Here is a 23,255-nt window from a genome sequence, read left to right as displayed (position 1 = left end):
CGCTAGAAGTGCGGGCGGTCGCCTCCAGCCGTCTTCTAACGGCCCCTGACATGGTGGGCGCAACCAAGCATGCGTGAGCAGGGAAGGTGCCTATGCGCGTCTTGTTCGTCACCACGAACTGGGGATCGCACTACTACCATCTCGTCCCGCTCGTATGGGCGATGCGCGCCTCCGGTCACGAGGTGTACGTGAGCAGCGAGCCCTCCTTCACCGACACGATCGTGCGCTCGGGGGCGACCGCCGTTCCGACGAGCCGGGACGTCGACCAGGCCGAGCTGAGGAAACGGGTGCTGGCCGACCCCCCTGACTGGCCGGAGGCCGCGCCGGAGGGCGTGTCCGACGAGGAGTGGAAGGGCGGCTGGCGAGACGTCTCGCGGCGGGCCTTCCCGATGTTCGCGGCGCTGGCCGGGGAGCTCGCCGACGACCTGATGCGGCACGCCCGCGCGCTGCGGCCCGACCTGATCGTGTACGAGCCGACCAGCTTCGCCGCCCCCCTCGTCGGCGCGGCGCTGGGCATTCCGGCCGTCCGGCACGTGCTGGGTGTGGACGTCATCTACATGGCGCGCAACATCGTGCCGCCGCTGCTCCGGCCGCTGGCCGAGCGGCTCGGCGTGGACGACGTGGACATCCTCGGCCAGGCCACGATCGACAACTGCCCGCCCAGCATGCAGCTGCCCTCCGAGGTCAACCGGATCATGACGCGCTTCGTGCCGTACAACGGCCCCGGGGCGTTGCCGGACTGGCTGCTCGAACCGGCGCCGCGGCGCCGGGTCTGCGTCAGCTGGGGCCTGTGCGCCTCCGACCGCGGCCGCGGCTTCCTGGTCCCCGATCTCGTCAAGGCGCTCTCCGACCTCGACGCCGAGATCGTCGTCACGCTCTCCGCGGCCGACCGCAAGAACCTGCGGGAGGGCGAGCTGCCGGACGACGTGCGGGTGATGGAGGCCCTTCCGCTGCACCTGCTGATGCCGACCTGCGGCGTGATGCTGCACCAGAGCGGGATCAGCACGATGCTGACGGCGCTGTACTACGGCGTCCCCCAGCTCGTCGTGCCGCAGATGCCCGACGAGCTCATGGAGTCCCGGCCGCTCATCGCCGCGGGCGCGGGCATCGCGGTGGCCCCGGAGGCCGATCTCGACACCTTCGCCGAGCGCGTCGCCGAGCTGCTCACCGTCCCCTCCTACCGCGACGCCGCCATCGGGCTGCGCGAGGAGATCCGGCGGCAGCCCGCGCCCACCGAGACCGTCAGGGAGCTCGAAGCCTTCGCCAGGACCTGAGCGTCCCGCCGTCCGTCAGCCTCGAATTGAAGGTGGTCAGCCGTGATCGAATCGAACCAGAAACCCGCGTCTCCCGCCGAGGCGGTCTTCCGCCTCTCCACCGGCATGTCCGCCGCGGCCATCGTCCTGGCCGCGGCCCGGCTCAGGATCGCCGACGCCGTCAGTGACGAGCCCATGGCCGTGAGCGACATCGCGGTCAAGCTCGGCGCCGACCCGGACGCCCTGACCCGGATGCTCCGCGCGCTGGCGGCCTTCGGCATCTTCCGCCAGGTCGATCCGACCACGTACGAGCACACCGATATGTCGCTGGCCATGCGCACCGACCATCCGGAGCGGGTGCACGACAGGCTGCTGACCGGCGGCGACTGGGGCTGGACGATGTGGAGCAAGCTCCCCCAGGCGATACGCACCGGGAAGAGCGCCTTCAAGGAGGAGTACGGCGCCGACTTCTTCTCCTACCTCGACGCCAACCCCGACGCCCAGGACATGATCTACCGGGGTGTGACCGCGTGGTCGGACCCGATGCTCCCGAGCATGGTGGACGCGCTCGACCTGACCGGGGTGCGCACGTTCGCCGACATGGGAGGCGGCAGGGGCGCCCTGCTGCGCCTGGTGCTCCAGCGGAACCCGCACATGAACGGCCTGCTCTTCGAGGACGAGCGGACGCTGCGCGTGGTGCTGGACGACCTCAGGACGGGTGAGCTGGCCACGCGGTGCCGGCTGGTCTCCGGAGACTTCTTCGAGAAGGTCGAGTACCCGGCCGACCTCTACTTCTTCAAGCTCACCCTGCACATGTACGACGACGAGTGGGTCGCGCGAGCCCTGCGCAGCTGCGCGGAGGCGGCGGCCCCCGGCGCCCGGATCGTCATCGCCGACCCCCTGCTGACCGATCCCCCGGTCCACCCGTTCGCGTCGAGCATGGACCTGCACATGCTCCTGGTCATGGGCGGGCGCGAGCGCACCGAGGACGGTTACCGGGCCGTGTTCGAGCGGGCCGGGCTGCGCTTTCGCGGCGTGACCCCCACGGAAGGCGTGCTGCACCTCGCGGAGGGCGAGGTCGTGGCCTGACATTCGAAAGCGGCGCACAGCGCGGCCGGCGGCCGGTCCCCCGCGATCATCGGGGGGCCGGCCGCCGGCCGTATGTCGTCGGGGGGCGCGCGTGTCACGGAGGGTCGGCCGTCTGCCGCGTGCCGCCCGGCAAGCGGGTGCGTCACGTCAGACACTGGGGGCCCTGGAAGCGCGGCGTCACGGAGGATCAGACACCCGGAAGCCCGGGAGGCGCGGGCGTCACGAAGGATCGGCCGCCCGACGCGTACCGCCCGGGAAGCACGCGTGCCGCCCAGGAGGCACGGGTGTCACCAGGGGATGGGCCGCCGGGCGCGGAGGAACGTTCCGGTGGGCCCGTCCTCGGGGAGCGTCGCCGCCCAGGCGATGTCCACCGCCGCGTCCCGCGGCGTCTGCTCCGCGCTCGGGTACATGCGCGTGCGCACCCTGCCGGGGTTGACCGCGTTCACCAGCACGCCGCGGTCGCGGGTCTCCCCGGCGAGCAGCACCGTGACGGCGTTGAGCGCGGCCTTCGACACCGAGTAGGCGGGGGCGCCGGGGAAGAGGCCGTTGCTGAACGCGCCGGTGCCGCTGGAGACCATGACGATCCGGCCCCAGCCCCGCTCCAGCATGTCCGGCAGGAACGCCTGGCTGACCCTCCAGGCGCCCACCGTGTTCACCCGCAGGTGCCGCTCGACCAGATCGGGCGGCACCGACGACGGGGACGTCCCGCCGTCGAGCAGGACGCCCGCGTTGTTGACCAGGATGTCCACCGCCCCGGCCCGTTCCCGGCAGCGGCGCACGCTCTTGTCGTCGGTGACGTCGAGCGCCACGGCCAGCGTGTCGCCGCCGATCTCGGCGGCGACACGCCCGGCCTCCCGCTCGTCCCGCCCCGCCACGACCACCCGGTGCCCCAGGTCTGCGAGGACCTCGCAGACCGCCCTGCCGAGACCGCGGTTGGCCCCCGTGACGAGGGCCGTTCTCCGCGGCGCCGTCGTCTCGCTCACGCGGGCCCGGTCTTGCCGGCGACGGGTCCGGTCCTGTCGGCGACGGGCCCGGTCTCGGCGGTGGGCTCAGCCTGGGCCTCTGCGGCGTTGGAGAAGCGCAGGCCGCGCCCGAGGCCGGCCACCAGGAGCCCGACGCAGACGACGAGCAGGCCCAGGCTCAGGTAGTAGAACTGGTCCGGTATCACGTCGGCGAGGTGCACGACCTGGCTGCCCAGACCGGCGCCGAGGGCGCTGAAGAGCCAGACCAGGCCGATGGTCCGCCCGATGAACGCCGAGGAGGTGACCTCCGCCGCCGCGGCGATTCCCACCGGGCCGATGATGACCTCGCCGCAGGCCACCAGGAAGAACACCGCCAGCAGCCAGAGGGCCGACACCTTTCCGCCGTCGGAGGCCGACGCGGCGGCCCCGTACATGACGACGAAGGCGGTGCCCACGAGCAGCAGCGCCGCCCCGAACTTGGTCGGCGAGCCGATCCTGTCGTCGAACCGCACCCACAGCCAGGCGAACACCGGGGCGGAGACCAGGATGAAGAACGGGATCACCGACTGGAACCAGCTTCCCGGCAGGGTGAAGCCGAACAGGTCGCGCTCGGTGGAGTTCTTGGCGAACAGGTTGAGCATCGACCCCGACTGGCCCGCCAGCATCCAGAACATGGAGAACGACAGCAGCAGCCAGAAGAAGGCGCGCAGCCGCCGCTTGCCGCCCTCGCCCATCGCGGGGTTGCGCGACAGCACCCGGAAGTAGACGAACGGCGCCGTCAGGGCGACGAGGCCGAAGGCCGCGACGAGATGCATGATGGTGAAGGTGCCGGCCACGACGTCCAGCGCGATCAGGGCGGCGAGCACCAACACGATCGTCACCGTCCAGCGGAGCACCTTCGCCCGCTCCCGGTCCCCGGCCGGATGCGGCGGCACCTTGCCGATCTCGCCGAAGTGCCGGCCGCCCATCGCGAACTGCGCGACGCCGAAGGTCATGCCGACGCCCGCGGCGGCGAACCCCCAGTGCCAGCCGAGGGTCTCCCCGAGGAGGCCCACCACCAGCGGGGCGATCAGCGCGCTGATCTGGATGCTGACGTAGAGGATGGAGAACGCGGCCTCGCGCCTGGCCCGCTCCCCCGTGCCGAAGAATCCGCTGATCAGCGCGAACATGTTGGGCTTGAGCAGGCCGGTGCCCAGCGCGATGAGCAGCAGCCCGAGGTAGGAGGTCGCGTCGCTCGGGATCGCCATGCTGTAGTGGCCGAGCGCGATCAGGATCCCGCCCCACAGCACCCCCCGCCAGGCGCCGAGGATCCGGTCCCCGAGCCAGCCGCCCGGAAGCGACAGCACGAAGACCAGGCCGATGTACGAGCCGTACATGGCCGACGCCTCGGTCATGCTCAGGCCCAGCCCGCCCTCACTCCTGTCGGCGGCGGCGTACAGCGTCAGGATCGCCATCATCCCGTAGAAGCTGAAACGCTCCCAGATGTCGGTGAGGAAGATGGTCGCGAACCACCGCGGATAGCCGAAGGTTGCTTTCGTACTCATTTCGATCTCCAGGCGGCATACTTGAGGGGGTGATCCTGATCGGTTCAGGAGTTCACGAACAGCCGCCGTGATCCCGGAGGATCGTCAGGTAGCGGTTCGGGTCGGTGGGGGTCGGGGCGAGCACCGGTTCGACGCCGTCGGGAGCCACGACCACGACGGTCTCGGTCCCCTCGGGGGACACGACCACGACGGTCTCGTCCCCGTCGGCCACGACCACGACGGCGGTCTTGGTCCTGGTGGCGGTGACCTGTTCCCGGGTCATGCCCATGAAGTAGACGATCTCCTCGTGGTTCGTCGTCTCCGCGAAGTTCTCGAATCCCGTCTTGTAGTAGAGGTCCACCCTGGTCGGCGCGGGCGACAGATCAGGCTCGCGGTCCGCGCGCAGGTCGGCGACGATCTCCGGGATGGGGAAGCCCAGCTCGACACCGGCCCGCATGTGATACTTCTCGCCCTCCACCTCGACCAGGGGCAACGGGACGGCGTCCTCCGCGGGGTCGTCCTCCCTGTGGTAGATCGGCCGGGTGAGCAGGTCGTACCGGAAGATCTCGTCGAGCACCGGGGTGACGTCGGCGGGAAGCACGGGACGCATCGACTCGCTCCACCATCGCTGGAGGAGCCGCATGGCGTCACCGCTGCCGTAGAGATAGCCCAGGGCGGGCCCGTAGGAGTCCTGGTCGGCGGCCGCCAGGGACTGCGCGGTCAGCAGCGGCGCGGCGCGCGGGTCGTCGGTCCCCTCGATCCACTCCTCGAAGTTGCGCAGGACCTGGGACTGCGTCATCCCGGCCAGCTTGAGGGCCGGGACCCAGAGGTGGCGCAGGATCATGTACTCCGCCATCAGCCGCGCCCAGAAGAGGAAGCGCTGCATGCGCTTGTTCTCTTCGAACGTCATCGTGTTGTGGCTGAGGACGTACTCGAAGTCGTCGGTGTCCCCGCGGACCGAGACGATGCCGTACTCCGCCTTCTTCTCGGAGTACTCCGTGTTGGGCAGCATCAGCAGCGGATACACCGCGATGCGCGAGACCTTGCGCGCCAGCCGGTCATACCCCTCGAAGAAGGTCTCGATGGTCTCTCCCGGCGCTCCCCACAGGAGCTCGGCGTAGCATTCGAGACCCTCCTCGCTCAGCCACGCGGCGAGGTCCTCCCAGGCGTTGACCTTCATGTTCTTGCGGTTCATCTCGCGCAGGGCGGTGTCGCTCAGCGTCTGCAGGGCCAGCGTGAACGAGCTGCGCAGCCCCGCCTGCTTCATCTTCCTGACGATGGAATAGAAGACCTTCGACTTGTTCTTGGCCCACGAGCTCTCCAGGGCCTTCGGGTAGCCGTATTTCCGGCGGATCTCGATCAGGTCGTCGACGAACTCCTCGTCGATCGGGAGCAGTCCGAAGTTGGCGTCGCACAGCGCGATCGTGTGCACGTTCATCTTCGCGAAAAGCTCCAGTTCGGCCCGGAGCCGTTCCCGGGAGAAGGCCCGGACCCGCTGTCCCGTCGCGCCGCCCCAGTAACAGAACGAGCATTTGTAGGGGCACCCGCGGTTGGTCTCCATGATGGCCACGTCGTACAGGAACTTCCCGTTCCCGTCGGTGAGCTCTATGGCGCCGCTGAGCACCGGGGACGGGATGACGTCGAGGTCGTCGATCCGTTCCCGCGCCGCCGTCGTCACCGTGTCGCCGGCCGCGTCCTTGAAGGAGATGCCGGTGATCTCGTGGAGATCGTGACGCGACTGGCCGTCCAGGTAGGCGTTGAGGAGCTCGCGGAAGACGAGCTCGCCCTCGCCGTTGACGATGACGTCGACCTCGGGGAACATCCCGAAGACCCGCTCGGCCTGGTTGGCCACGTGCGTTCCGCCGAAGACGACCCAGCCGTCGGGGTTCATCTGTTTGAAGGTCTCCGCGAGCGTCCCGAAGGCGCGGTAGTTCCAGCCCAGGACGGAGCACGCGAGAATGTCCGGCGGATCCCCCCGGAAGAAATCGGCGGCCATTTCCGGAAGAGTGACGGCTCCCCGGTAATTGCAGATCTTGATGTCCGCCCGGGCCGCTATCCGCTCGTCCGCGTAAGCGGTTGACTTGAGATATCCGGCCGCTAGCGGCATGGATTCAAGGGGCATTTCCCAGACGCCCTGCTGCAGAATATTTACGAGGATCCGACCATCAGCCTTCACGTAGATCTCCTAACGTGATCTACCCACTAAATGTCGACATGGTTTCATTTTCCGCTCGTCGAATCCTCGCGGGTACCTGGAATCGAACTGATACGACTATCGAGTGCGGCACCATCGGAGCCGACTTCACTCACCGCACATCCATTTCGTCGATCAGCGCGGTGGTGTGTTTCGCGGCCCGATAGACCGGGTGCTCCAGAACTTCCCGAAGAAAGTCGCGGGTCGTGCACACGCCCGGACCCTCGACATGGAACTCCCCGAGCGCGCGGTCCGCGCGGGCGATGGCCTGGCGCCGGTCGGGCGCCCAGACCACGACCTTGGCGAGCAGCGGATCGTAGTCCGGCGTCACCCGCATGCCGGATTCCCCGTGGGTGTCCACCCGGACGAAGGGCCCGGCCGGCGGCACGAATTTGTGGATGGTCCCCGGGGTGGGCAGGAACCCCCGGCGCGGGTCCTCGGCGTTGACGCGGCACTCGATGGCCACCCCGCGGGGGACGACGTCCTCCTGCCGGATGGTCAGGCCGTATCCGGCGGCCACGTGGAGCTGCTCGCGGACCAGGTCGACGCCGGTCACCATCTCGGTCACCGGGTGCTCCACCTGGATCCGGCAGTTGACCTCCATGGCGTGGAAGCCGTCCTCGTCGTCGACGAGGAACTCGTACGTCCCGGCGCCGGCGTAGTCGATGGCGCCTGCCGCCTGCACGGCGGCGGCGCAGATACGGTCCGCGAGCTCCCGGGACAGGCCGGGCGCCGGCGTCTCCTCGAGCAGTTTCTGCCGCCGCCTCTGCACCGAGCAGTCCCGTTCCCCGAGGTGGATCACGTTGCCGTGGCCGTCCCCGAGAATCTGCACCTCGATGTGGCGGGCGTTCTCCAGGAACCGCTCAAGGTAGACCCGGGAGTCACCGAACGCCGTCTGGGCGCCCGCCCTCGCCTGGGCGTACTCGCGTGCGAGGTCGCGGGGGTCGCGCACCACCCGCATGCCCCGGCCGCCGCCCCCGGCGACGGCCTTGATGATGACCGGGTAGCCGACCTCGGCGGCGATCGACCGCGCCTGCGCCAGCGTCGCCAGCGGCTTGGAGCTGCCCGGCAGGACCGGAAGCCCCGCCGCCGTGGCGATGTTGCGCGCCTCCGCCTTGTCGCCGAGCCGGGCCAGCAGCGCCGCCGAGGGCCCGATGAAGGTCAGCCCGGCGTCCTCGCAGATCTCGGCGAAGTCGGGGTCCTCGGACAGGAAGCCGTAGCCGGGGTGCACGGCGTCGGCCCCGACCTGCAGCGCCGCCGTGACGACCGCGGCGGGGTTGAGGTAGCTGCGGCGTGCCTCCGAGGGGCCGATGCGGATGGACTCGTCGGCGAAGCGGGCCACCGTGGAGTCGCGGTCGCTGTCGGAGCAGACCGCCACCGTGCGGATGCCGAGCTCACGGCAGGTACGCGCGACGCGCAGCGCGATCTCTCCGCGGTTAGCGATCAGAACCGTCGAGAACATGCGTTCCCCTCACCGTCGGCGACTCCGTGACCCGCAGGGGTTCGAGCACGAAGAGCGGCTCGCCGTACTCGACCGGGTCTCCGTTCTTGACGAGTACCTCGATCACGCGGCCGGGCCTGTCGGCCTCGACCGCGTTCATCAGCTTCATCGCCTCGATGACCGCCACCTGCTGGCCCGCCTCGACGATGTCGCCGACCTCGACGAACGCCCGGCTCTCCGGGGAGGGCGCGCGGTAGAAGGTCCCGACCAGGGGTGCCTCGAGCACCATGGCGTCGGACGGCGTCTGGAGGCCGGCCGCCGTCTGGACGGCCGCGACCGCCTGAACGGCCGCGATCGTCTGGACGGTCTGGACGGCGGAGGCGGGGGCCCCCGCCGTCTCCGGCCATTCGACCTCGACACTCATGTCGCCCACCTGTACCCGCACCCGCTTCAGGGGGCCGGGGGCCGTGCTGAGGATCTCGCCGGCCTGCCTGCAGAGCTCGCCGATGCCGTTGTGCCTGGTGTGATCGTCGGTCATGTGTTCCTCGCGTCCTCGTTGCCGTACCGGCGGAAGCGGCGCCGACGCCGTTCCACCAGTTCGCGGGGGGTCAGCCGGGTCAGCTCGTTCAGGGTCACGCAGAGCGCGGCGCGCAGCCGCTCCGCCGCCGCGGCGGGGTTCTCGTGCGCCCCGCCCGCGGGTTCCGGCACGACCGCGTCGATGACGCCCTGCCGGAGCAGGTCGCGGGCGTCGAGCCGCAGCGCCGCCGCGGCCCGGGGCGCCTCGGCCCGGTCCTTCCAGAGAATGGCCGCGCATCCCTCGGGGCTGATGACCGAATAGACGGCGTTGGCGCAGGCCAGCACCCGGTCCGCGACGGCCAGCGCCAGCGCGCCGCCACTGCCGCCCTCACCGGTGATCACCGACACGATCGGCACCCCGAGCCCCGACATCAGGCGCAGGTTCTCCGCGATCGCCCACGCCTGGCCGCGCTCCTCGGCCTCGACACCGGGATGCGCCCCGGGCGTGTCCACGAGCGTGACGACCGGGAGGCCGAGCTTGCCCGCCAGCCGCATCAGCCTGGCGGCCTTGCGATAGCCCTCGGGCAGCGCCATGCCGAAGTTGCGGGCGACCCGCTCGGCGGTGTTGTGGCCTTTCTGGTGCCCGATGAGGACGATCGGCCGCCCGTCGAGGCGGCCGATGCCGCCCACGATGGCGGGGCAGTCACCCGAGAGCCGGTCGCCCTTCAGCTCCTGGAAGTCGTCGAGCAGCTGGTAGACGTAGTCCAGCGTGGTCGGACGCTCCTCGTGCCGGGCGAGCCTCACCACCTCCCAGGGGTCCCGCTCGGGCAGTTCCTCGGGGTCGTGGATGAGCCGCACCGCCTCCGGCGCCTGGCCGGGAACGCCCGCCGGGCGTACCACGCCGAGCAGCGCGCCGAGCACGGGCCTGAGGGCGGAACGGGGGACCACCGCGTCGAGGAACCCCCGCGCCTGCATGAACTCCGCGCTCTGGAAGCCCTCGGGCAGCTCCTGCCGGATCGTCTGCTGGATCACGCGCGGCCCGGCGAAGCCGATGCGTGCCCCCGATTCGGCCAGGATCACGTCGGTCAGCGTCGCGAAGGACGCCGCCACGCCGCCGTAGGTGGGATTGGTGATGAGGGAGATGGTCAGGATGCCCGCCTCGTCCAGCTCGGCGAGCGCCTGGCTGGTCTTGGCCATCTGCATCAGGGAATAGGCGCCCTCCTGCATGCGCGCACCGCCGGAGGCGGTGACCAGGAGGAGGGGCGTACGCGTGCGCAGCGCCGTCTCGCAGGCGCGGACGATGCGCTCCCCCACCCCGACGCCGAGGCTGCCGCCGAGAAACCGGAAGTCCATGACCGCGGCGACCACGGGGTGATTCATGATCGAGGCGGTGACACAGGTGATGGCCTCGGCCGCCCCGGTGCGCTCCCGGGCCTGCCTCAGCCGGTCGGTGTAGGGGAGGGAGTCGGTGAACCCGATCGGGTCCTCGACGGTGACGGGGGGCTCGAAGGGCACGGCCGAGCCGGCGTCCAGCAGCTGCGCCATCCGCTGCGACGCGGTCAGGCGAGTGTGCGTCCCGCAGCCGGGGCAGACACCCAGATCGCGCTCGAACCGCTTGGCATAGATGAGTTCGCGGCACTCGGGACAACTGGTCCACTGTGCCGCTTCCTGCGCCTCCGTTTGCACATCCACGCCAGCAGCCTGATCCGCGGCTCTCCACGACCGCTGGTCGGCGGCTGTATCGCCCGCTCCCTGACACACCTCTCGCTCCACGGGTCTTCGAGCGGCCGTGGAGCACCGCCTTCGACACTTGGGCCTGTGTCCGCCAGGAACGTCGGATGGAGGCCGCGGCCGTGCGATCCGCCTCCGAGGGCGACACGCACGGCCGGCGGCCGGCGGCCCCGCACTCACACCGCAGGGAGTTCCTATATGCGCTTTCTTCCCGACTTTCGTGAGCCGAAGGTGGCGATCGTGGGCTTCGGCTGGGTCGGCTGCTGCCTCGGCGTCGCGCTGGCCGACCGGGGCCTGTACGTGACGGGCATCGACAGCAACCCCGACCTGGTCGCCGAGCTGAACGCGGGGCGGTGCCGCATCGCCGAACCCGGTCTCGCCGAGGCCCTGGAGAAGCTGCGGGACTCGTCCCGCCTGACGTTCGCCACCGGGTACGACGCGATCGAGGACGCCGATGTCATCGTCATCGCGGTCGGCACCCCCATCGCTCCCGACCGGTCGCTCGTCACCGCGCAGCTGGAGGAGGTCTGCGGGGAGCTCGCGCCACGGCTGCGGCGCGGGCAGCTGGTGGTGGTGAAGAGCACCGTCGCCCCCGGCACCACCCGGGAGCTCGTCCGGCCCCTGCTGGAGACGGGCGGGCTGGTCCAGGGGGAGGACTTCGGGCTCGTCTTCTGCCCGGAACGGCTCTCGGAGGGCAACGCCCTCTCCGAGCTGTGCGAGCTTCCCGTCATCGTGGGTGGCTGCGACCCCGACAGCACGCAGTCGGCGACGGCGTTCTGGAAGCGGGTACTCGGCGTCCCCGTCTGGGAGTACGCCTCACCCGAGGTGGCCGAGATCATCAAACTGGCCGACAACTGGTGGATCGACCACAACATCGCCATGGCCAACGACCTGGCCCGGTTGTGCGACGCCTTCCAGGTCGACGTCCTGGAGGTCATCTCGGGGGCCAACTCGCTGCCCAAGGGCAACAGCCACGTCAACATCCTGCTGCCCAGCGTGGGCGTGGGCGGCTACTGCCTGACCAAGGACCCGTGGATGACCTGGAGCGCCGCCCGCGGCCGCGGGGTGCGCCTCGAGACCATCGAGACGGTGCGGGCGGTCAACGACGCGATGCCCGCCTACACCCACGACACGATCGCGGCCGAGCTGTCCCTGGCCGGCTGGGACCCCGGCCGCGCGAAGGTCGCGATACTCGGCGCGGCCTTCAAGAACAACACCGGGGACCTGCGGAGCACGCCGGTCAAGCACGTCGTGGACGGCCTGCTCGCCGCCGGCACCACGGTGTCGATCTTCGACCCGCTCGCGGACCCGGACGAGCTCCGTTCCGTCATGGGCGTCGAGGGGACCGCCACCCTGGAGGAGGCGGTGGACGGCGCCCACTGCCTCGCCGTGCTCGCGGGCCACGAACCGTTCCAGCAGCTGGACTTCGCCGCGCTGCGGGAGCGCGTCTCATCGCCCTGCCTCGTCTTCGACGGGCGGGCCTACTACTCACGGGAGACCATCGCCGAGCTGCGACGGCTCGGCTTCGGCTACCGCGGAATCGGACGGTGACGCAATGTCCAAGATCGTTGTCACGGGAGGGTGCGGCTTCATCGGCGGCCACCTCGTCGAGCGCCTGGCCGGGACCGGGCACGAAGTGATCGTCTACGACACCTCGCCGCCGCCCCCCGACATGCCGCCCGGCGGCATGGACAGCGTCCGCTACGTCAAGGGCGACATCACCAGCGAGTCGTCCCTGGCGGCCGTCATCACCCCCGACGTCGACATGGTGTACCACCTGTCGGCCATGGTCGGCGTGGACCGCTACCTCCGCCAGCCGCTCGACGTCATCGACGTCAACGTGCTCGGCACCCGCAACGTCCTGCGGCTGGCGCTGGCCGCGGACGCCAAGGTGGTGGTGGCCAGCACCAGCGAGGTCTACGGCAAGAACCCCGAGGTGCCCTGGTCGGAGGACTCCGACCGGGTGCTGGGCGGCACCTCCACCGACCGGTGGACCTACTCCTCCAGCAAGGCACTCGCCGAGCACATGACGTTCGCCCTGGTCCGCGAGCACGGCCTGCGGGCCACCGTGGTGCGCTACTTCAACGTCTACGGCCCCCGCCAGCGGCCGGCGTACGTCGTCAGCCGCAGCGTCCACCGCGTGCTCAACGGGCATCCCCCGGAGATGTACGACAGCGGGACGCAGACGCGCTGCTTCACCTTCATCGACGACGCGATCGAGGGCACCGTCCGCGCCGCGGCGAGCCCGGCGGCACAGGGCGAGTGCTTCAACATCGGCTCGCACCAGGAGACCACCGTCGGGGAGGTCATCCGGCTGGTCGGCAGGGTCGCCGGGTTCGCCGGCAAGAACGACACCCTGGACACCGGCGTGGCCTTCGGGACGGCCTACCAGGACATCGAGCGGCGCATCCCCGACACGACGAAGGCCCGCACGATGCTCGGCTGGCAGTGCGCCGTCTCGCTGGAGGAGGGCCTCACCAGGACGGTCGAGTGGGCCCGGCGCAACCCGTGGTGGCTGCGCGGGCCCATCAACTGATCACCGTCCAGCCCCTCGGCTGATCACCATCCGGCCTTGATCGTGTCCACGATGTGCCCTCGGTCCTCGTCGGACAGCCACCAGCCGACCGGGATGCAGACCATACGCTCGACGACCTCCTCAAGGCCGGGAAGCAGGGACGCGTACGGGCGCAGCGCCGTGTGATGGTCGTTGCGCTCGTGCACCTGGCTCACCGTGATCCCGGCCTGGGTCATGTGCTTGACGAACGCGTCCTTACCCGAGACCAGCAGCGGGTAGGCCCAGAACGAGGGCTGCCGGTCGGGGGCGCGTTCGGTCAGCTCCACGCCGTCGGCGAAGGCCAGCTCGCGGTCGAAGAAGTCGGCGTTCTCCCGGTAGCGGCGGATCACCTCGTCGGTCCTCGCCAGGTTGGCCAGCCCGATCGAGGCGTTGATGTCGTTCATGTGGAACTTGTAGCCCCACTCGGGGATGTCGTCCCGGGTGAGGCCGCGCCCCGGGGAGCCCCGGTCGATCCCGAACCAGCGCAGCCGCCTGGCCTGCTCGTTCAGCTCCGCGGTGGGCAGCACCATGAGCCCTCCGTCGCCGGTGGTGAAGTGCTTGACCGCCTGGAAACTGAACACCGCGATGTTGCCGTGGTTGCCCAGGGGCGACCCCCGGTAGGTGGAGCCCCACGCGTGCGCGCAGTCCTCGATCACGGCGGGCCTGAAGCCGTAGAGGGCCTCCGCCTCGTCCAGGATGCCGCTCAGCCGGGCGAGGTCGACCGGATAGCCGGCGAAGTGCACCACCATGATCGCGCGGGTGGCCGGAGTGATCTTCCGGGCCAGGTCGTCGAGATCCACGTTCAACGTCATGGGGTCCACGTCGACCCACCGCGGCCGCAACCCGTTGGCGAGGATCGCCCAGTTGGTGGCGACCATCGTCAGGGGGGTGGTGAGCACCTCTCCCCCGCCCTCGCCCAGCCCGGTCCCGGCCGGATCCGTCACCAGGCGCAGGGCGAGGTGGAGGCCGGCGGTCCCGCTGTTGACCGTGGCCACGTGGGGATTGCCGATCCGGTCGCGCAGCGCCTGCTCGAATTCGTCGACCACCGGGCCCTGGCCGACCATCCCGCTGGTGAGGACCCGGCCCACGGCGTCGGGGGCCTCCTCGGACATCTGCACCTTCAGCAGCGGGATCACCGGTCTCTCCTCACGTGGTCGGGAACGGCATCGGATTTCCCCATCGCGTCCGGGAAGATCTCCGGCCTGGCCGGGAAATCGTCACCGGCCCCGAGCGCCTCGATCCGCATTTACGCACCTTCTTTCGCCGGGCCGCCACTGCCGCCAATAAAAGAATATGCCAGCGGCAAACGCAACAGGCAATCCCCTTTTGACCTGCCCGGCGTCCTCTCCCGCCATTCGAGCGCGACACCAACGAACATCGATCCCGCCTCCAGCGGGGCCTGCCATTATCGCGCAGTGCAGCCCGTTCACCGAAAGTGAATTAATTTAAACGGGCGGCCGAACGACCTTGCCCCGAAACCGATCCGACGACCACTGCAGAAGACGCCCATTGTAAAAGGGAGACCAATGCCTAAGTCATGGTCATACAGCTTCCAGTACAAGACCGGAATGGCCCGTTGGGCAGGTCGCCTGGGACTCGAACTGCGCGACCTGGTGCAGTCGGGCCGGATATCGCCGGAAACGCATCCCCGGGTCGTCGACCTGGGCTGCGGGCGCGGCGAGGCCGCCATCTACCTCGCCAAGCACGGGTTCCAGGTGGTCGGGGTGGACTTCTCCCCGGTCGCGCTGAACGAGGCGCGCGCAGCAGCCAGCCGGGCGGGGGTGAGCGACCGCTGCCGGTTCGTCAAGGGCGACCTGACCGCGTCACGCATTCCCGGCGTCGAGGGCCCGTTCGACGTGGTCACCGACCTGGGCACTCTCGACGACCTGAAGGGGGAGGACCGGGAGGCGATGGCCAGGACGATCAAGCGGCTGTCCGGGCCGGGGTCCCTGTACTACCTGTGGTGCGTCCACCACGACGGCAACCTCCCGATGAACCTCAAGGGCATCCTGCTCCGCCTCAACCCGAAACTGGTGCCGGGTGAGGAGGAGGCCCTCTTCGGCGACGCCTTCAAGATCGAGCGACTGCCCTCGCCGCCTCCCTCCTCGTACTTCGCCAGCTTCCTCATGACCCACCACTGAACGGAGAGAGCGTGACCGACAAGCGCGGCACCGGCGGCGCCGGCGGGTGGCGCATCGACACCCACAACCACGCCGTTCCGCCGAAGATGCAGGAATGGGCCGTGAAGGCCGGCATCCTGCCGCCGAACCAGTCGAGGTGGCCGACCTGGGCGCGCTGGAGCCTCGCCGCCACCGAGGAGGTCATGGCGGAGAACGAGATCGCGGCCGTGGTGACCTCCTCGCCCGCGCCGTTCGAGGTGTTCAGGGACGCCGCGCAGGTCAAGGAGGGCGCCCGGGTCATCAACGAGTCGCTGGCCGACCTGGTCAGGGAGCAGCCGGCCCGGTTCGGCTTCTTCGCCTTCCTGCCGCTGACCGATGTCGACGACGCCCTGGAGGAGACCGCCTACGCCCTCGACACGCTCGAGGCGGACGGTGTGCTCCTGCTGACGCACGTGGACGGCACGTACATCGGCGACAAGTCGTTCGAACCGCTCTTCGCCGAGCTCGACCGGCGGCACGCGGTGGCCCTGGTCCATCCGCAGTTCCTGCCCGGCGGCACGCCGCCGGGCATCCCCGACTTCATGGGCGACTTCCTCCTGGACACGACCAGGGCGGCACTGAGCCTGATGATCGGGGGAACCCTGGAGCGTCACGAGAACCTGTCGATCATCCTCTCCCACGGCGGCGGTTTCCTGCCCTACATGGCGGCCAGGATCGACTCCCGCTCGCACGACGAGGAGGGCATCGAGCCGGGGATCCTCCGCTCGTACGTGCGGCGCTTCTACTACGACACCGCCATGCCCACCTCCCCCTACGCGACGCCGTCGCTCCTGGGTTCCGCGGACCACTCGCGCATCCTCTACGGGACCGACTACAGCATGAGGGCGGCCGAGGCGACCCGCTACGTGACCCAGGAGCTGGTCCGCGACCCGCTGATCGGGCCCGAGCTGCACCGGCGAATCGAACGCGACAACGCGTTGCGCCTGCTCCCGACCCTGGCCAAGCGCATCGGCGCCGCCCTCTGACGTGCCTTCACGTGTCGTCGCGTGCGCCCGGGATGCCCGGCGATCTCCGATGGATCGGCGGAGCGTCCCGGGCCCGTTCGCGCGGGTCAACGGGATCGTCTCCGCGGGTTCGTTCACGCGGGCCGACGCGGCGCTCTCCGCGGGCTCGTTCACGCGGATCGACGCGGTGCTCCGCGGGTTGTTCACGCGCATCGGCGCGGTCGTCTCAGCGGCTCACGCGCATCGGCGCGGTCGTCTCAGCGGCTCACGCGCATCGGCGCGGTCGTCTGAGCGGCTCCTTCACGCGGACCGATGCGATGGTCTCCGCGGCTTTTCATGAATCCGCCGGCCCGGCGGCGTGGTCGCGTGCCGCCGGTCGCCGGGGCACGCCTCCGGCTCCCCGGGACGCGGGCGATCGGGAGTTCGCCGATCACGTGTGTTCGCCGTTGGTGCGGGGCGCCTCCGCACCAACGGCCTACCCCCAAGCTTCATGTGTCAGTAACGCACAGCGGTGACCTGCGACGACACGCTTTCGGACAGCGTACCGCCGGTGTCGTAGACGCTGCCGGTACCCGACGAGGTGAAGGTGTTACCCGTGACGGTGCCCGTGTGGGCGATGTCGAGGGTACCCATCCAGGTGCCGTCGGGCATGTACATGTGGTGCCTGAAGGTGAAGCTGAAGCGGGACGAGTTGATCGACCGCCACTTCCCCAGCCCCAGGTCCCTGATACGAGTGTTGGTGCAGATCACCGCACCGCTCTCGGTGAAGAGGAAGAGCCCTTTCTCCGGCGGGTTCCCGGCAGGGCCGGGAAAGGAGATGTCGACGTGCCAGGTCCCGGCGATCCGGTGGACAGTCCCTGTCGCCGGATCGGCGTTCACAGCGTCGGCGCCGATGAGTGCCGCCAGCCCCGCGGCCGGCGCGAGGACTCCGCCCTTCGCCAAGAGTTTTCGACGATTAATCGCCTGTGCCATTGCGCCTCCGAACTGGATGCTTCCCGCGACTTCCAGCCTGTTTCGGAAGTCGATTTCCGGGAATGATGGGAAGAATAGGGTCACCCCCTCTGGGACCGCTCGAAGGTCGCTGGTCTTCGAAGAGCCGCCGATCGTCCGCCGATGGCTCGTAGAATCCGAAACCGATCATCGCCAGGCCTTCGGCCAGCCATCTCACCGTCACGCTGCGTATTCGCCGCCAGCGGGCTCCGCTTCGCATCTGTCCTCCCGATGGGGAGACTCGGGCGCTCGCCCGGTCGTCATTGCCGAGATCGTGGCAACCCGCCCTCCAGGTTCGGTCGAGCGCCGCTGACCGAGGGTGCACATCGGGCCCGGCGGCACCGGTGGCGAGGATCGCTCGAACCGGTGGCGAGCGGATCTCCAGCGGCGGCTGCCAGCATCACGGCGGCACCGGTCTTCACCGCACCGGTCTCCGCGGCACCGGCGTCCCCGCGACGCGATGCGAACCTTCGCTCACACGATGGAGGGAACACCATGAACGAGCCCTCGCCCATGGCACTCGGCACCGCGCCGTTCAGTGACGACCGGCCCGACCAGGAGCAGATCCTGCTGATGCTGGCGGGCAAGTGGATATCGGGGGTGATCCACGTGGTCGCCCGCCTGGGCATCGCCGACCTGCTGGCCGACGGGCCGCGCACGGCGGACGACCTCGCCGAGGCGACCGGGGCGCACGCCCGCACGCTCTACCGCTTCCTGCGCGCGTCGGCCGCCGTGGGAGTGTTCGCCGAGCGGCCCGACGGCCGCTTCGAGCTCACGCCCAAGGCCGAGTACCTGCGCAGCGACGTTCCCGGGAGCATGCGCAACCTCGCCTACTTCTACGGCGAGACGACCGTGTGGAACTGCTGGGGACACGTCATGGACACGGTCCGCACCGGCGAGGCCGTGGGTCCCAAGCTGCGCGGCGGGAAGACGTGGTTCCAGTATCTGGAGCAGGACGCCCCGGAGTTCGCCGAGGTGTTCCACGGGTCCATGACCGCCCTCAACGACGCTCGCGCCCCGCGCATCGCCGACTCGTTCGACTTCGGCCGCTTCCCGGTCGTCGCCGACATCGGCGGCGGGCAGGGCCAGATGCTCTCGGCCATCCTGCGGCGCCATCCGTCGGTGCGCGGGATCCTGTACGACATCCCGACGGCGATCAAGGGTGCCCGCGAGCTCCTGGAACGCGAGGGCGTGGCCGACCGGGTCCACTGCGAGGAGGGCAGCTTCTTCGAGAGGATTCCCGGCGGCGCCGACGCCTACGTGCTGAAGGCGATCATGCACGACTGGAGCGACGCCGAGTGCGAGGGCATCCTGCGCCGGGTCCGCCGGGCCATCGGCGACAAGACGGACACCAGACTGCTGATCATCGACGGCGTGCTCCCCGAGCTCAACGAGTGGCACTACAGCAAGCTCATGGACATCGCGATGCTCGTCAACGACAAGGGCGCCGAGCGCACCGCCGTCGACTGGCGCCGGCTGCTGGAGGCGTCCGGGTTCGAGCTGGCCGAGATCCACCCGACGGCTCCGCCCCACTGCATCGTGGAGGGCAAGCCCGCCTGAGCCCGGTTCCGGCTCTCGCGTGGACGCCGGCGTCCGAGCCGGTCTCCGCCGTCCACGCGTTGCCGACCCCGGAGCAGGTACCTCACGCGTTGCCGACCCCGAAGCAGGTACCTCACGCGTTCCCGGACCCGGAGCGGGTACCCGCCGCCGATCGCCTCACCCCGAAGGAGCCACAGCGATGAGACTCGGTGTCAACCTCACCTACCGGAACGCCGTGCACGTGGCGTCGGAGGCGGAAAGCCTCGGCTACGACCTCGCGCTGGCACCCGAGGGGTACCGCTCCGACGCCGCTACCGTGCTCGGCACGGTGGCGTTGCGCACCCGGAACATCGACCTGGCGTCCGGGGTGTTCCAGATCCCCGGCCGGACCCCGGCGATGACGGCCCTGACGGCGTCGACGCTGGACACCCTCTCCGGCGGGAGGTTCCGGCTCGGTCTCGGCATCTCCAACCCCGACATCTCCGAGGGCTGGTACGGCGTGCCGTTCGAGCGGCCGCTGGGACGGACCCGGGAGTACGTCGAGATCGTGCGCCGCGCTCTCGACCGCGAGGAGGTGACCTACGAGGGAGAGCACTTCCAGCTACCGGCGCAGGGGTGCACGGCGACGCCCCTCAAGCTGTTCACCGAGCCCGTTCGTACCCGCGTCCCGATCTACCTGGCCGCGGTCGGCCCGCGGAACCTGGAGCTGGCGGGCGAGATCGCCGACGGGTGGCTGGGGGTCTTCTGCACCCCGGAGTCGCTGGCGCTGTCCGTCGGCCATCTTCGGAACGGGCGGATCCGCGCCGGCAGGGAGCTGGACGGTTTCGAGGTGCTTCCCGGCCTGCCGGTGGTCGTGAACGACGACCTGGACGCGGCCGTGGACGCGGTGCGCGGCTACGTGGCGCATTTCGTCGGCATGGGCGACCACAAGCGGAACTTCTACTACGCGCTGGCCGGGCGGATGGGATTCGAGCGGGAGGCCGCCTCGATCCACGAGCGGTACGCCGCGGGCGACCTCCGGGGCGCGCAGGCCGCCGTGCCCGCCGGTTTCGTCGACCGCGTGTCCCTGCTCGGCCCGGTCGCGCGGATCGCCGACCGGATGAGGGAGTACATGGAGAACGGTGCGACGACCCTGGTCGTCTCGCCCTTCGCCGCCACCGGCGAGGGACAGGCCGAGATCCTCCGTGCCGTCGTCGCCGCCCGCGAAAGCCTCTCCTGACCTGCGGCCGGCCCGTTGCCCGCCCTGGCGGAAGTCCGTTCGGTGCGCACCGTCCCGCGTTCGGTGCGCACCGTCCCGCGTTTACGCACCCGTCCCGCGTTCGGTGCGCACCGTCCCGCCGCTATCGTGGCCCTGCCGGGGCTGGTCTCACCGCGGCCTTCCTGGGCGCGCTCCGGTCTGCCAGGCTCGGGCCCGTGTTCGAGACGCCTGCGCGCGAGGCGGCCTGAGACGGCCGGCCCGCGAGTCGCCCGGCCCTGTTCCTGATGGGTGCCGGGGGCGCCGAGGGTGCGGCCTCTCGGGCACGACTTCCAGGAGAGGGGACCTTCCTTGCGTTACCGACCGCTGGGCCGGACCGGGCTGCGGGTGTCCGAGCTGTTCTTCGGCGCGATGACCTTCTATGAGCGCGACGGCTCCGGCGCGCCGCAGGCGTACCGGGACATGCTCGACGCCTACGCCGACGCCGGAGGCAACGTCATCGACACGGCCTCCGCGTACGGCGAGAGCGAGGAGATCCTCGGCGAGCTCCTCACCGGCCGCCGCGACCGCTTCGTCGTCGCCACCAAGTACACGCTCTCCCGCGACCGCGACGACCCGAACGCCGCCGGCAACCACCGCAAGAACCTCACCCTGTCCCTGGAGCGCAGCCTGCGGCGGCTGCGCACCAACTACGTCGACCTGTACTGGGTGCACCTGTGGGACCGCCACACCCCGGTGGAGGAGACGATGCGGGCGCTGGACGACGCCGTGCGCGCCGGGAAGATCCTCTACGTGGGCATCTCCAACGCCCCGGCGTGGCTGGTCAGCCGCGCCAACACCCTGGCGGAGTGGCGGGACTGGACGCCGTTCGCGGGCCTGCAGGTGCCGTACAACCTGCTCAGGCGCGACGTCGAGCGCGAGCTGCTGCCGATGGCCGAGGCGTTCGGGATGAGCGTGGCCGCGTGGGGGCCGCTCGCCGGCGGCGTGCTGTCCGGGAAGTTCACCGACGGGGAAGGCGCCGAAGCGTCCACCCGGGTCGATCCCACCTCCCTCACCGCCAGGGACCACGCGGTCGCGCGCGCCGTGCGGGAGGTCGCGGGCGAACTGGGCGTCACGCCGGCCCAGGCGGCGATCGCCTGGACCCGCGCCCGCTCCCCCGCCGTCCACCCGATCATCGGTGCGAGGGACGTCGAGCAGCTCGCCGACAACCTGGGCGCGATCGACGTCGTCCTTCCCGAGGAGGCGGTACGGCGCCTGGAGTCGGCGACGGGGTTCGAGGTGGGATACCCCGGTGACTTCATCGCCGAGTGCGAGGCCGGTCCGTGGGTGTTCGGCGCGGCGCCCACGGAGCCCCGCGTCCGGTCGTAGGGGAGCGGGGTGGCGTCGGCGGGACCTCCTGCCCCGGGTCCCGGTAACCGGCGAAGACCACGACGAGCTCCAGCCCGCCGCCCGGGTTGGGGCTCGCCCGTACGTCGGCCCCGTGCGCCTTCGCGATCGACGCGACGATCGACAACCCGAGCCCGGCCCCCTGCTTCCGGGTCGTGTGCAGCCGCCGGAAGGGCTCGAAGAGATCGCCGAAACGCTCTCCCGGCACTTCCGGGCCGGTGTTCCTGACGGTCAGGACCCCGTGGGAGAGCGTCACCTCGACGGTCCCGCCGGGATGGTTGTGGCGGACCGCGTTGTCGACGAGGTTGGTGACGAGCCGGTTCAGCAGGATCGGATCCCCGTCGACGACGAACGGTTCGGTCCGTGCCGTCACGGTGATGCCGTCCGAGCCTCCTTCTGCCAGGACGAGGCGTACCACCCGCTCCAGGTCCACCGGCTTCCTCGCGTCCAGGCCGTGTTCCGCCTGGGCCAGGACCAGCAGGGCGTCGATGAGGTTCTCGGTGCGGTGGTTGTGGAACAGGAGCTTGTCGCGGATCTCGCCGGCGTCCTCGGGGAGGCCGATCTCGATCGCCGCCCGCTGGACGGCCAGCGGGGTGCGCAGCTCGTGGGACGCGTTCGCGATGAACCGCCGCTGCCCCTCGACCGAGTGCTGGAGCCGGTCGAGCATCGCGTCGAACGTGTCGGCCAGCTCCTTCAGCTCGTCCTTCGGCCCGGTGAGCGCGATCCGTTCGTGCAGGTTCGACAGGGACAGCCGCCGCGCGGTGGCGGTGATCCGGTGGACGGGCCGCAGGATCCGCCCGGCGACCAGCCATCCGACGACCACCGACACCAGCGCCAGGATCCCGACCGTCAGCGTGGTCACCTCCCACTGGTAGGTGACCACGTCGTCCACCAGCTCGGGCAGCGGCGGCACCCGCCGCGGCCGGTCCGCCGGTATCCCCCGCATCGGTGCCGGTGGCGCCTCCGGAGACGCCACCGCGAACCGCGCGATCCGCGTGTCCAGCGCCTGCCGCAGCAGCAGGTTGACCGTGACGAGCAGCACGACCGAGGTCAGCAGGAACAGCCCGGAGTAGATCAGCGTGAGGCGCGTCCGGACCGTCGTCACAGCAGGTACCCCGCGCCGGGAATCGTCTGGATGCACGGCGGGTCGCCCAGCTTCGCCCGCAGGCGGCTGACCACGACCCGCACCACCGTCGTGAACGGGTCGGCGTTCTCGTCCCACGCCTCCTCGAGCAGCCGCTCGGAGCTCACGACCGCGCCGTCCGCCCTCATCAGCACCTCGAGGACGGCGAACTCCTTGAGCGACAGGTGCAGGTGCCTTCCGTCCCGCGACGCCTGGAGCCGGTGCGTGTCGACCACGATCCCGTGCCGCGTCAGCACCGGCGGCACCCTCGACAGGCTGCGCCGCCCCAGCGCCTTCACCCGCGCGACCAGCTCGGCGTAGTCGAACGGCTTGGGCAGGTAGTCGTCGGCGCCCATCCCGAGACCGGCGACCCGCTCCGGCACCGACGCCGCGGCCGTCATCATCAGGATCCGTGTACGGCTCCCGCTCGCCACCAGCTCACGGCACACGAGATCGCCGTGCACGTCGGGCAGGTCCCGATCCAGCACGAGAACGTCGTAGTCGTGCAGCGCCAGACGTTCCGCCGCGGCGGCCCCGTCGTACACCACGTCGACGGCCATGGCGTGGCGGCGCAACCCCACCGCCACGAGATCGGCCAGGTCGCGTTCGTCTTCGGCCACCAGAACCCGCATGCC

At 70.3% G+C, this 23,255-nt stretch carries 19 protein-coding genes; 9 read left to right on the top strand and 10 right to left on the bottom strand.

Annotated features, from left to right (window positions below; translation table 11 throughout):
- Positions 1 to 92 precede the first annotated feature (92 nt).
- Both ACSDR0_RS34990 and ACSDR0_RS34985 read left to right on the top strand, forming a co-directional pair.
- Complete coding sequence (locus ACSDR0_RS34990) at positions 93 to 1,274, top strand: nucleotide disphospho-sugar-binding domain-containing protein (protein ID WP_435293214.1); 1,182 nt, start codon at positions 93 to 95, stop codon at positions 1,272 to 1,274.
- A 42-nt stretch (positions 1,275 to 1,316) separates the two neighbouring features.
- Positions 1,317 to 2,342 carry a methyltransferase gene (locus ACSDR0_RS34985; protein ID WP_435293213.1) on the top strand — a complete coding sequence of 342 codons (1,026 nt, stop codon included), beginning with the start codon at positions 1,317 to 1,319 and terminating at the stop codon, positions 2,340 to 2,342.
- Positions 2,343 to 2,629: 287 nt separating this feature from the next.
- On the opposite strand, the gene ACSDR0_RS34980 is transcribed toward ACSDR0_RS34985, so the two are convergent.
- The 6 genes from ACSDR0_RS34980 to ACSDR0_RS34955 all read right to left on the bottom strand — a co-directional run bounded on the left by ACSDR0_RS34980 (position 2,630) and on the right by ACSDR0_RS34955 (position 10,670).
- The gene (locus ACSDR0_RS34980; protein WP_435293212.1) at positions 2,630 to 3,325 is read right to left on the bottom strand and encodes an SDR family NAD(P)-dependent oxidoreductase; all 696 of its coding nucleotides are present in this window, start codon (positions 3,323 to 3,325) and stop codon (positions 2,630 to 2,632) included.
- On the bottom strand, positions 3,322 to 4,848 hold the full coding sequence (locus ACSDR0_RS34975) for a peptide MFS transporter (RefSeq protein WP_435293211.1): 1,527 nt from the start codon (positions 4,846 to 4,848) through the stop codon (positions 3,322 to 3,324). The genes ACSDR0_RS34980 and ACSDR0_RS34975 overlap by 4 nt, the downstream gene beginning before the upstream one ends.
- Before the next feature lie 52 nt (positions 4,849 to 4,900).
- Positions 4,901 to 7,003, bottom strand: coding sequence for a KedN5 family methylcobalamin-dependent radical SAM C-methyltransferase (locus tag ACSDR0_RS34970; RefSeq protein WP_435293210.1), 2,103 nt, complete (start codon positions 7,001 to 7,003; stop codon positions 4,901 to 4,903).
- 130 nt (positions 7,004 to 7,133) lie between these two features.
- On the bottom strand, positions 7,134 to 8,483 hold the full coding sequence (locus ACSDR0_RS34965) for an acetyl-CoA carboxylase biotin carboxylase subunit (RefSeq protein WP_435293209.1): 1,350 nt from the start codon (positions 8,481 to 8,483) through the stop codon (positions 7,134 to 7,136).
- Positions 8,458 to 9,000, bottom strand: coding sequence for an acetyl-CoA carboxylase biotin carboxyl carrier protein (gene accB, locus ACSDR0_RS34960; protein WP_435293208.1), 543 nt, complete (start codon positions 8,998 to 9,000; stop codon positions 8,458 to 8,460). The genes ACSDR0_RS34965 and accB overlap by 26 nt, the downstream gene beginning before the upstream one ends.
- The gene (locus ACSDR0_RS34955; protein ID WP_435293207.1) at positions 8,997 to 10,670 is read right to left on the bottom strand and encodes an acetyl-CoA carboxylase carboxyltransferase subunit alpha; all 1,674 of its coding nucleotides are present in this window, start codon (positions 10,668 to 10,670) and stop codon (positions 8,997 to 8,999) included. The genes accB and ACSDR0_RS34955 overlap by 4 nt, the downstream gene beginning before the upstream one ends.
- A gap of 237 nt (positions 10,671 to 10,907) precedes the next feature.
- Here ACSDR0_RS34955 and ACSDR0_RS34950 point away from each other — a divergent pair, with 237 nt between their 5' ends.
- Together ACSDR0_RS34950 and ACSDR0_RS34945 are read left to right on the top strand one after the other, a co-directional pair.
- Positions 10,908 to 12,260: a nucleotide sugar dehydrogenase gene (locus tag ACSDR0_RS34950; RefSeq protein ID WP_435293206.1), complete on the top strand. Its 1,353-nt coding sequence runs from the start codon at positions 10,908 to 10,910 to the stop codon at positions 12,258 to 12,260.
- A gap of 4 nt (positions 12,261 to 12,264) precedes the next feature.
- Positions 12,265 to 13,245: an NAD-dependent epimerase/dehydratase family protein gene (locus tag ACSDR0_RS34945; protein ID WP_435293205.1), complete on the top strand. Its 981-nt coding sequence runs from the start codon at positions 12,265 to 12,267 to the stop codon at positions 13,243 to 13,245.
- A gap of 23 nt (positions 13,246 to 13,268) precedes the next feature.
- Here the strand turns inward: ACSDR0_RS34945 and ACSDR0_RS34940 are convergent, their stop codons facing one another.
- Positions 13,269 to 14,399, bottom strand: coding sequence for a DegT/DnrJ/EryC1/StrS family aminotransferase (locus ACSDR0_RS34940; protein WP_435293204.1), 1,131 nt, complete (start codon positions 14,397 to 14,399; stop codon positions 13,269 to 13,271).
- A gap of 390 nt (positions 14,400 to 14,789) precedes the next feature.
- Between ACSDR0_RS34940 and ACSDR0_RS34935 the strand changes: the two genes are divergently transcribed.
- Both ACSDR0_RS34935 and ACSDR0_RS34930 read left to right on the top strand, forming a co-directional pair.
- On the top strand, positions 14,790 to 15,404 hold the full coding sequence (locus ACSDR0_RS34935; protein ID WP_435293203.1) for a class I SAM-dependent methyltransferase: 615 nt from the start codon (positions 14,790 to 14,792) through the stop codon (positions 15,402 to 15,404).
- A gap of 11 nt (positions 15,405 to 15,415) precedes the next feature.
- Positions 15,416 to 16,408 carry an amidohydrolase family protein gene (locus tag ACSDR0_RS34930; protein WP_435293202.1) on the top strand — a complete coding sequence of 331 codons (993 nt, stop codon included), beginning with the start codon at positions 15,416 to 15,418 and terminating at the stop codon, positions 16,406 to 16,408.
- A 474-nt stretch (positions 16,409 to 16,882) separates the two neighbouring features.
- On the opposite strand, the gene ACSDR0_RS34925 is transcribed toward ACSDR0_RS34930, so the two are convergent.
- Positions 16,883 to 17,443, bottom strand: coding sequence for a hypothetical protein (locus ACSDR0_RS34925; protein ID WP_435293201.1), 561 nt, complete (start codon positions 17,441 to 17,443; stop codon positions 16,883 to 16,885).
- 429 nt (positions 17,444 to 17,872) lie between these two features.
- Between ACSDR0_RS34925 and ACSDR0_RS34920 the strand changes: the two genes are divergently transcribed.
- The 3 genes from ACSDR0_RS34920 to ACSDR0_RS34910 all read left to right on the top strand — a co-directional run bounded on the left by ACSDR0_RS34920 (position 17,873) and on the right by ACSDR0_RS34910 (position 21,479).
- Entirely contained in the window at positions 17,873 to 18,937 is a 1,065-nt protein-coding gene (locus tag ACSDR0_RS34920) for a methyltransferase (protein ID WP_435293200.1), read from the top strand.
- Positions 18,938 to 19,115: 178 nt separating this feature from the next.
- Positions 19,116 to 20,135 (top strand): LLM class flavin-dependent oxidoreductase, encoded by a 1,020-nt coding sequence (locus ACSDR0_RS34915; protein ID WP_435293199.1) that lies wholly within the window; start codon positions 19,116 to 19,118, stop codon positions 20,133 to 20,135.
- A 327-nt stretch (positions 20,136 to 20,462) separates the two neighbouring features.
- Positions 20,463 to 21,479: an aldo/keto reductase gene (locus ACSDR0_RS34910; protein WP_435293198.1), complete on the top strand. Its 1,017-nt coding sequence runs from the start codon at positions 20,463 to 20,465 to the stop codon at positions 21,477 to 21,479.
- On the opposite strand, the gene ACSDR0_RS34905 is transcribed toward ACSDR0_RS34910, so the two are convergent.
- Positions 21,409 to 22,602: a sensor histidine kinase gene (locus ACSDR0_RS34905; protein WP_435293197.1), complete on the bottom strand. Its 1,194-nt coding sequence runs from the start codon at positions 22,600 to 22,602 to the stop codon at positions 21,409 to 21,411. The genes ACSDR0_RS34910 and ACSDR0_RS34905 overlap by 71 nt on opposite strands.
- Positions 22,599 to 23,252, bottom strand: a complete 654-nt coding sequence (locus ACSDR0_RS34900) for a response regulator transcription factor (RefSeq protein ID WP_435293196.1) — start codon at positions 23,250 to 23,252, stop codon at positions 22,599 to 22,601. The genes ACSDR0_RS34905 and ACSDR0_RS34900 overlap by 4 nt, the downstream gene beginning before the upstream one ends.
- Positions 23,253 to 23,255: the final 3 nt, after the last annotated feature.

Source organism: Streptosporangium sp. G11, assembly GCF_051192615.1.
Lineage (GTDB): Bacteria > Actinomycetota > Actinomycetes > Streptosporangiales > Streptosporangiaceae > Streptosporangium.
Note: the sequence above shows the minus strand (reverse complement) of the source record. Positions and strands in the feature narration are given on the sequence as shown.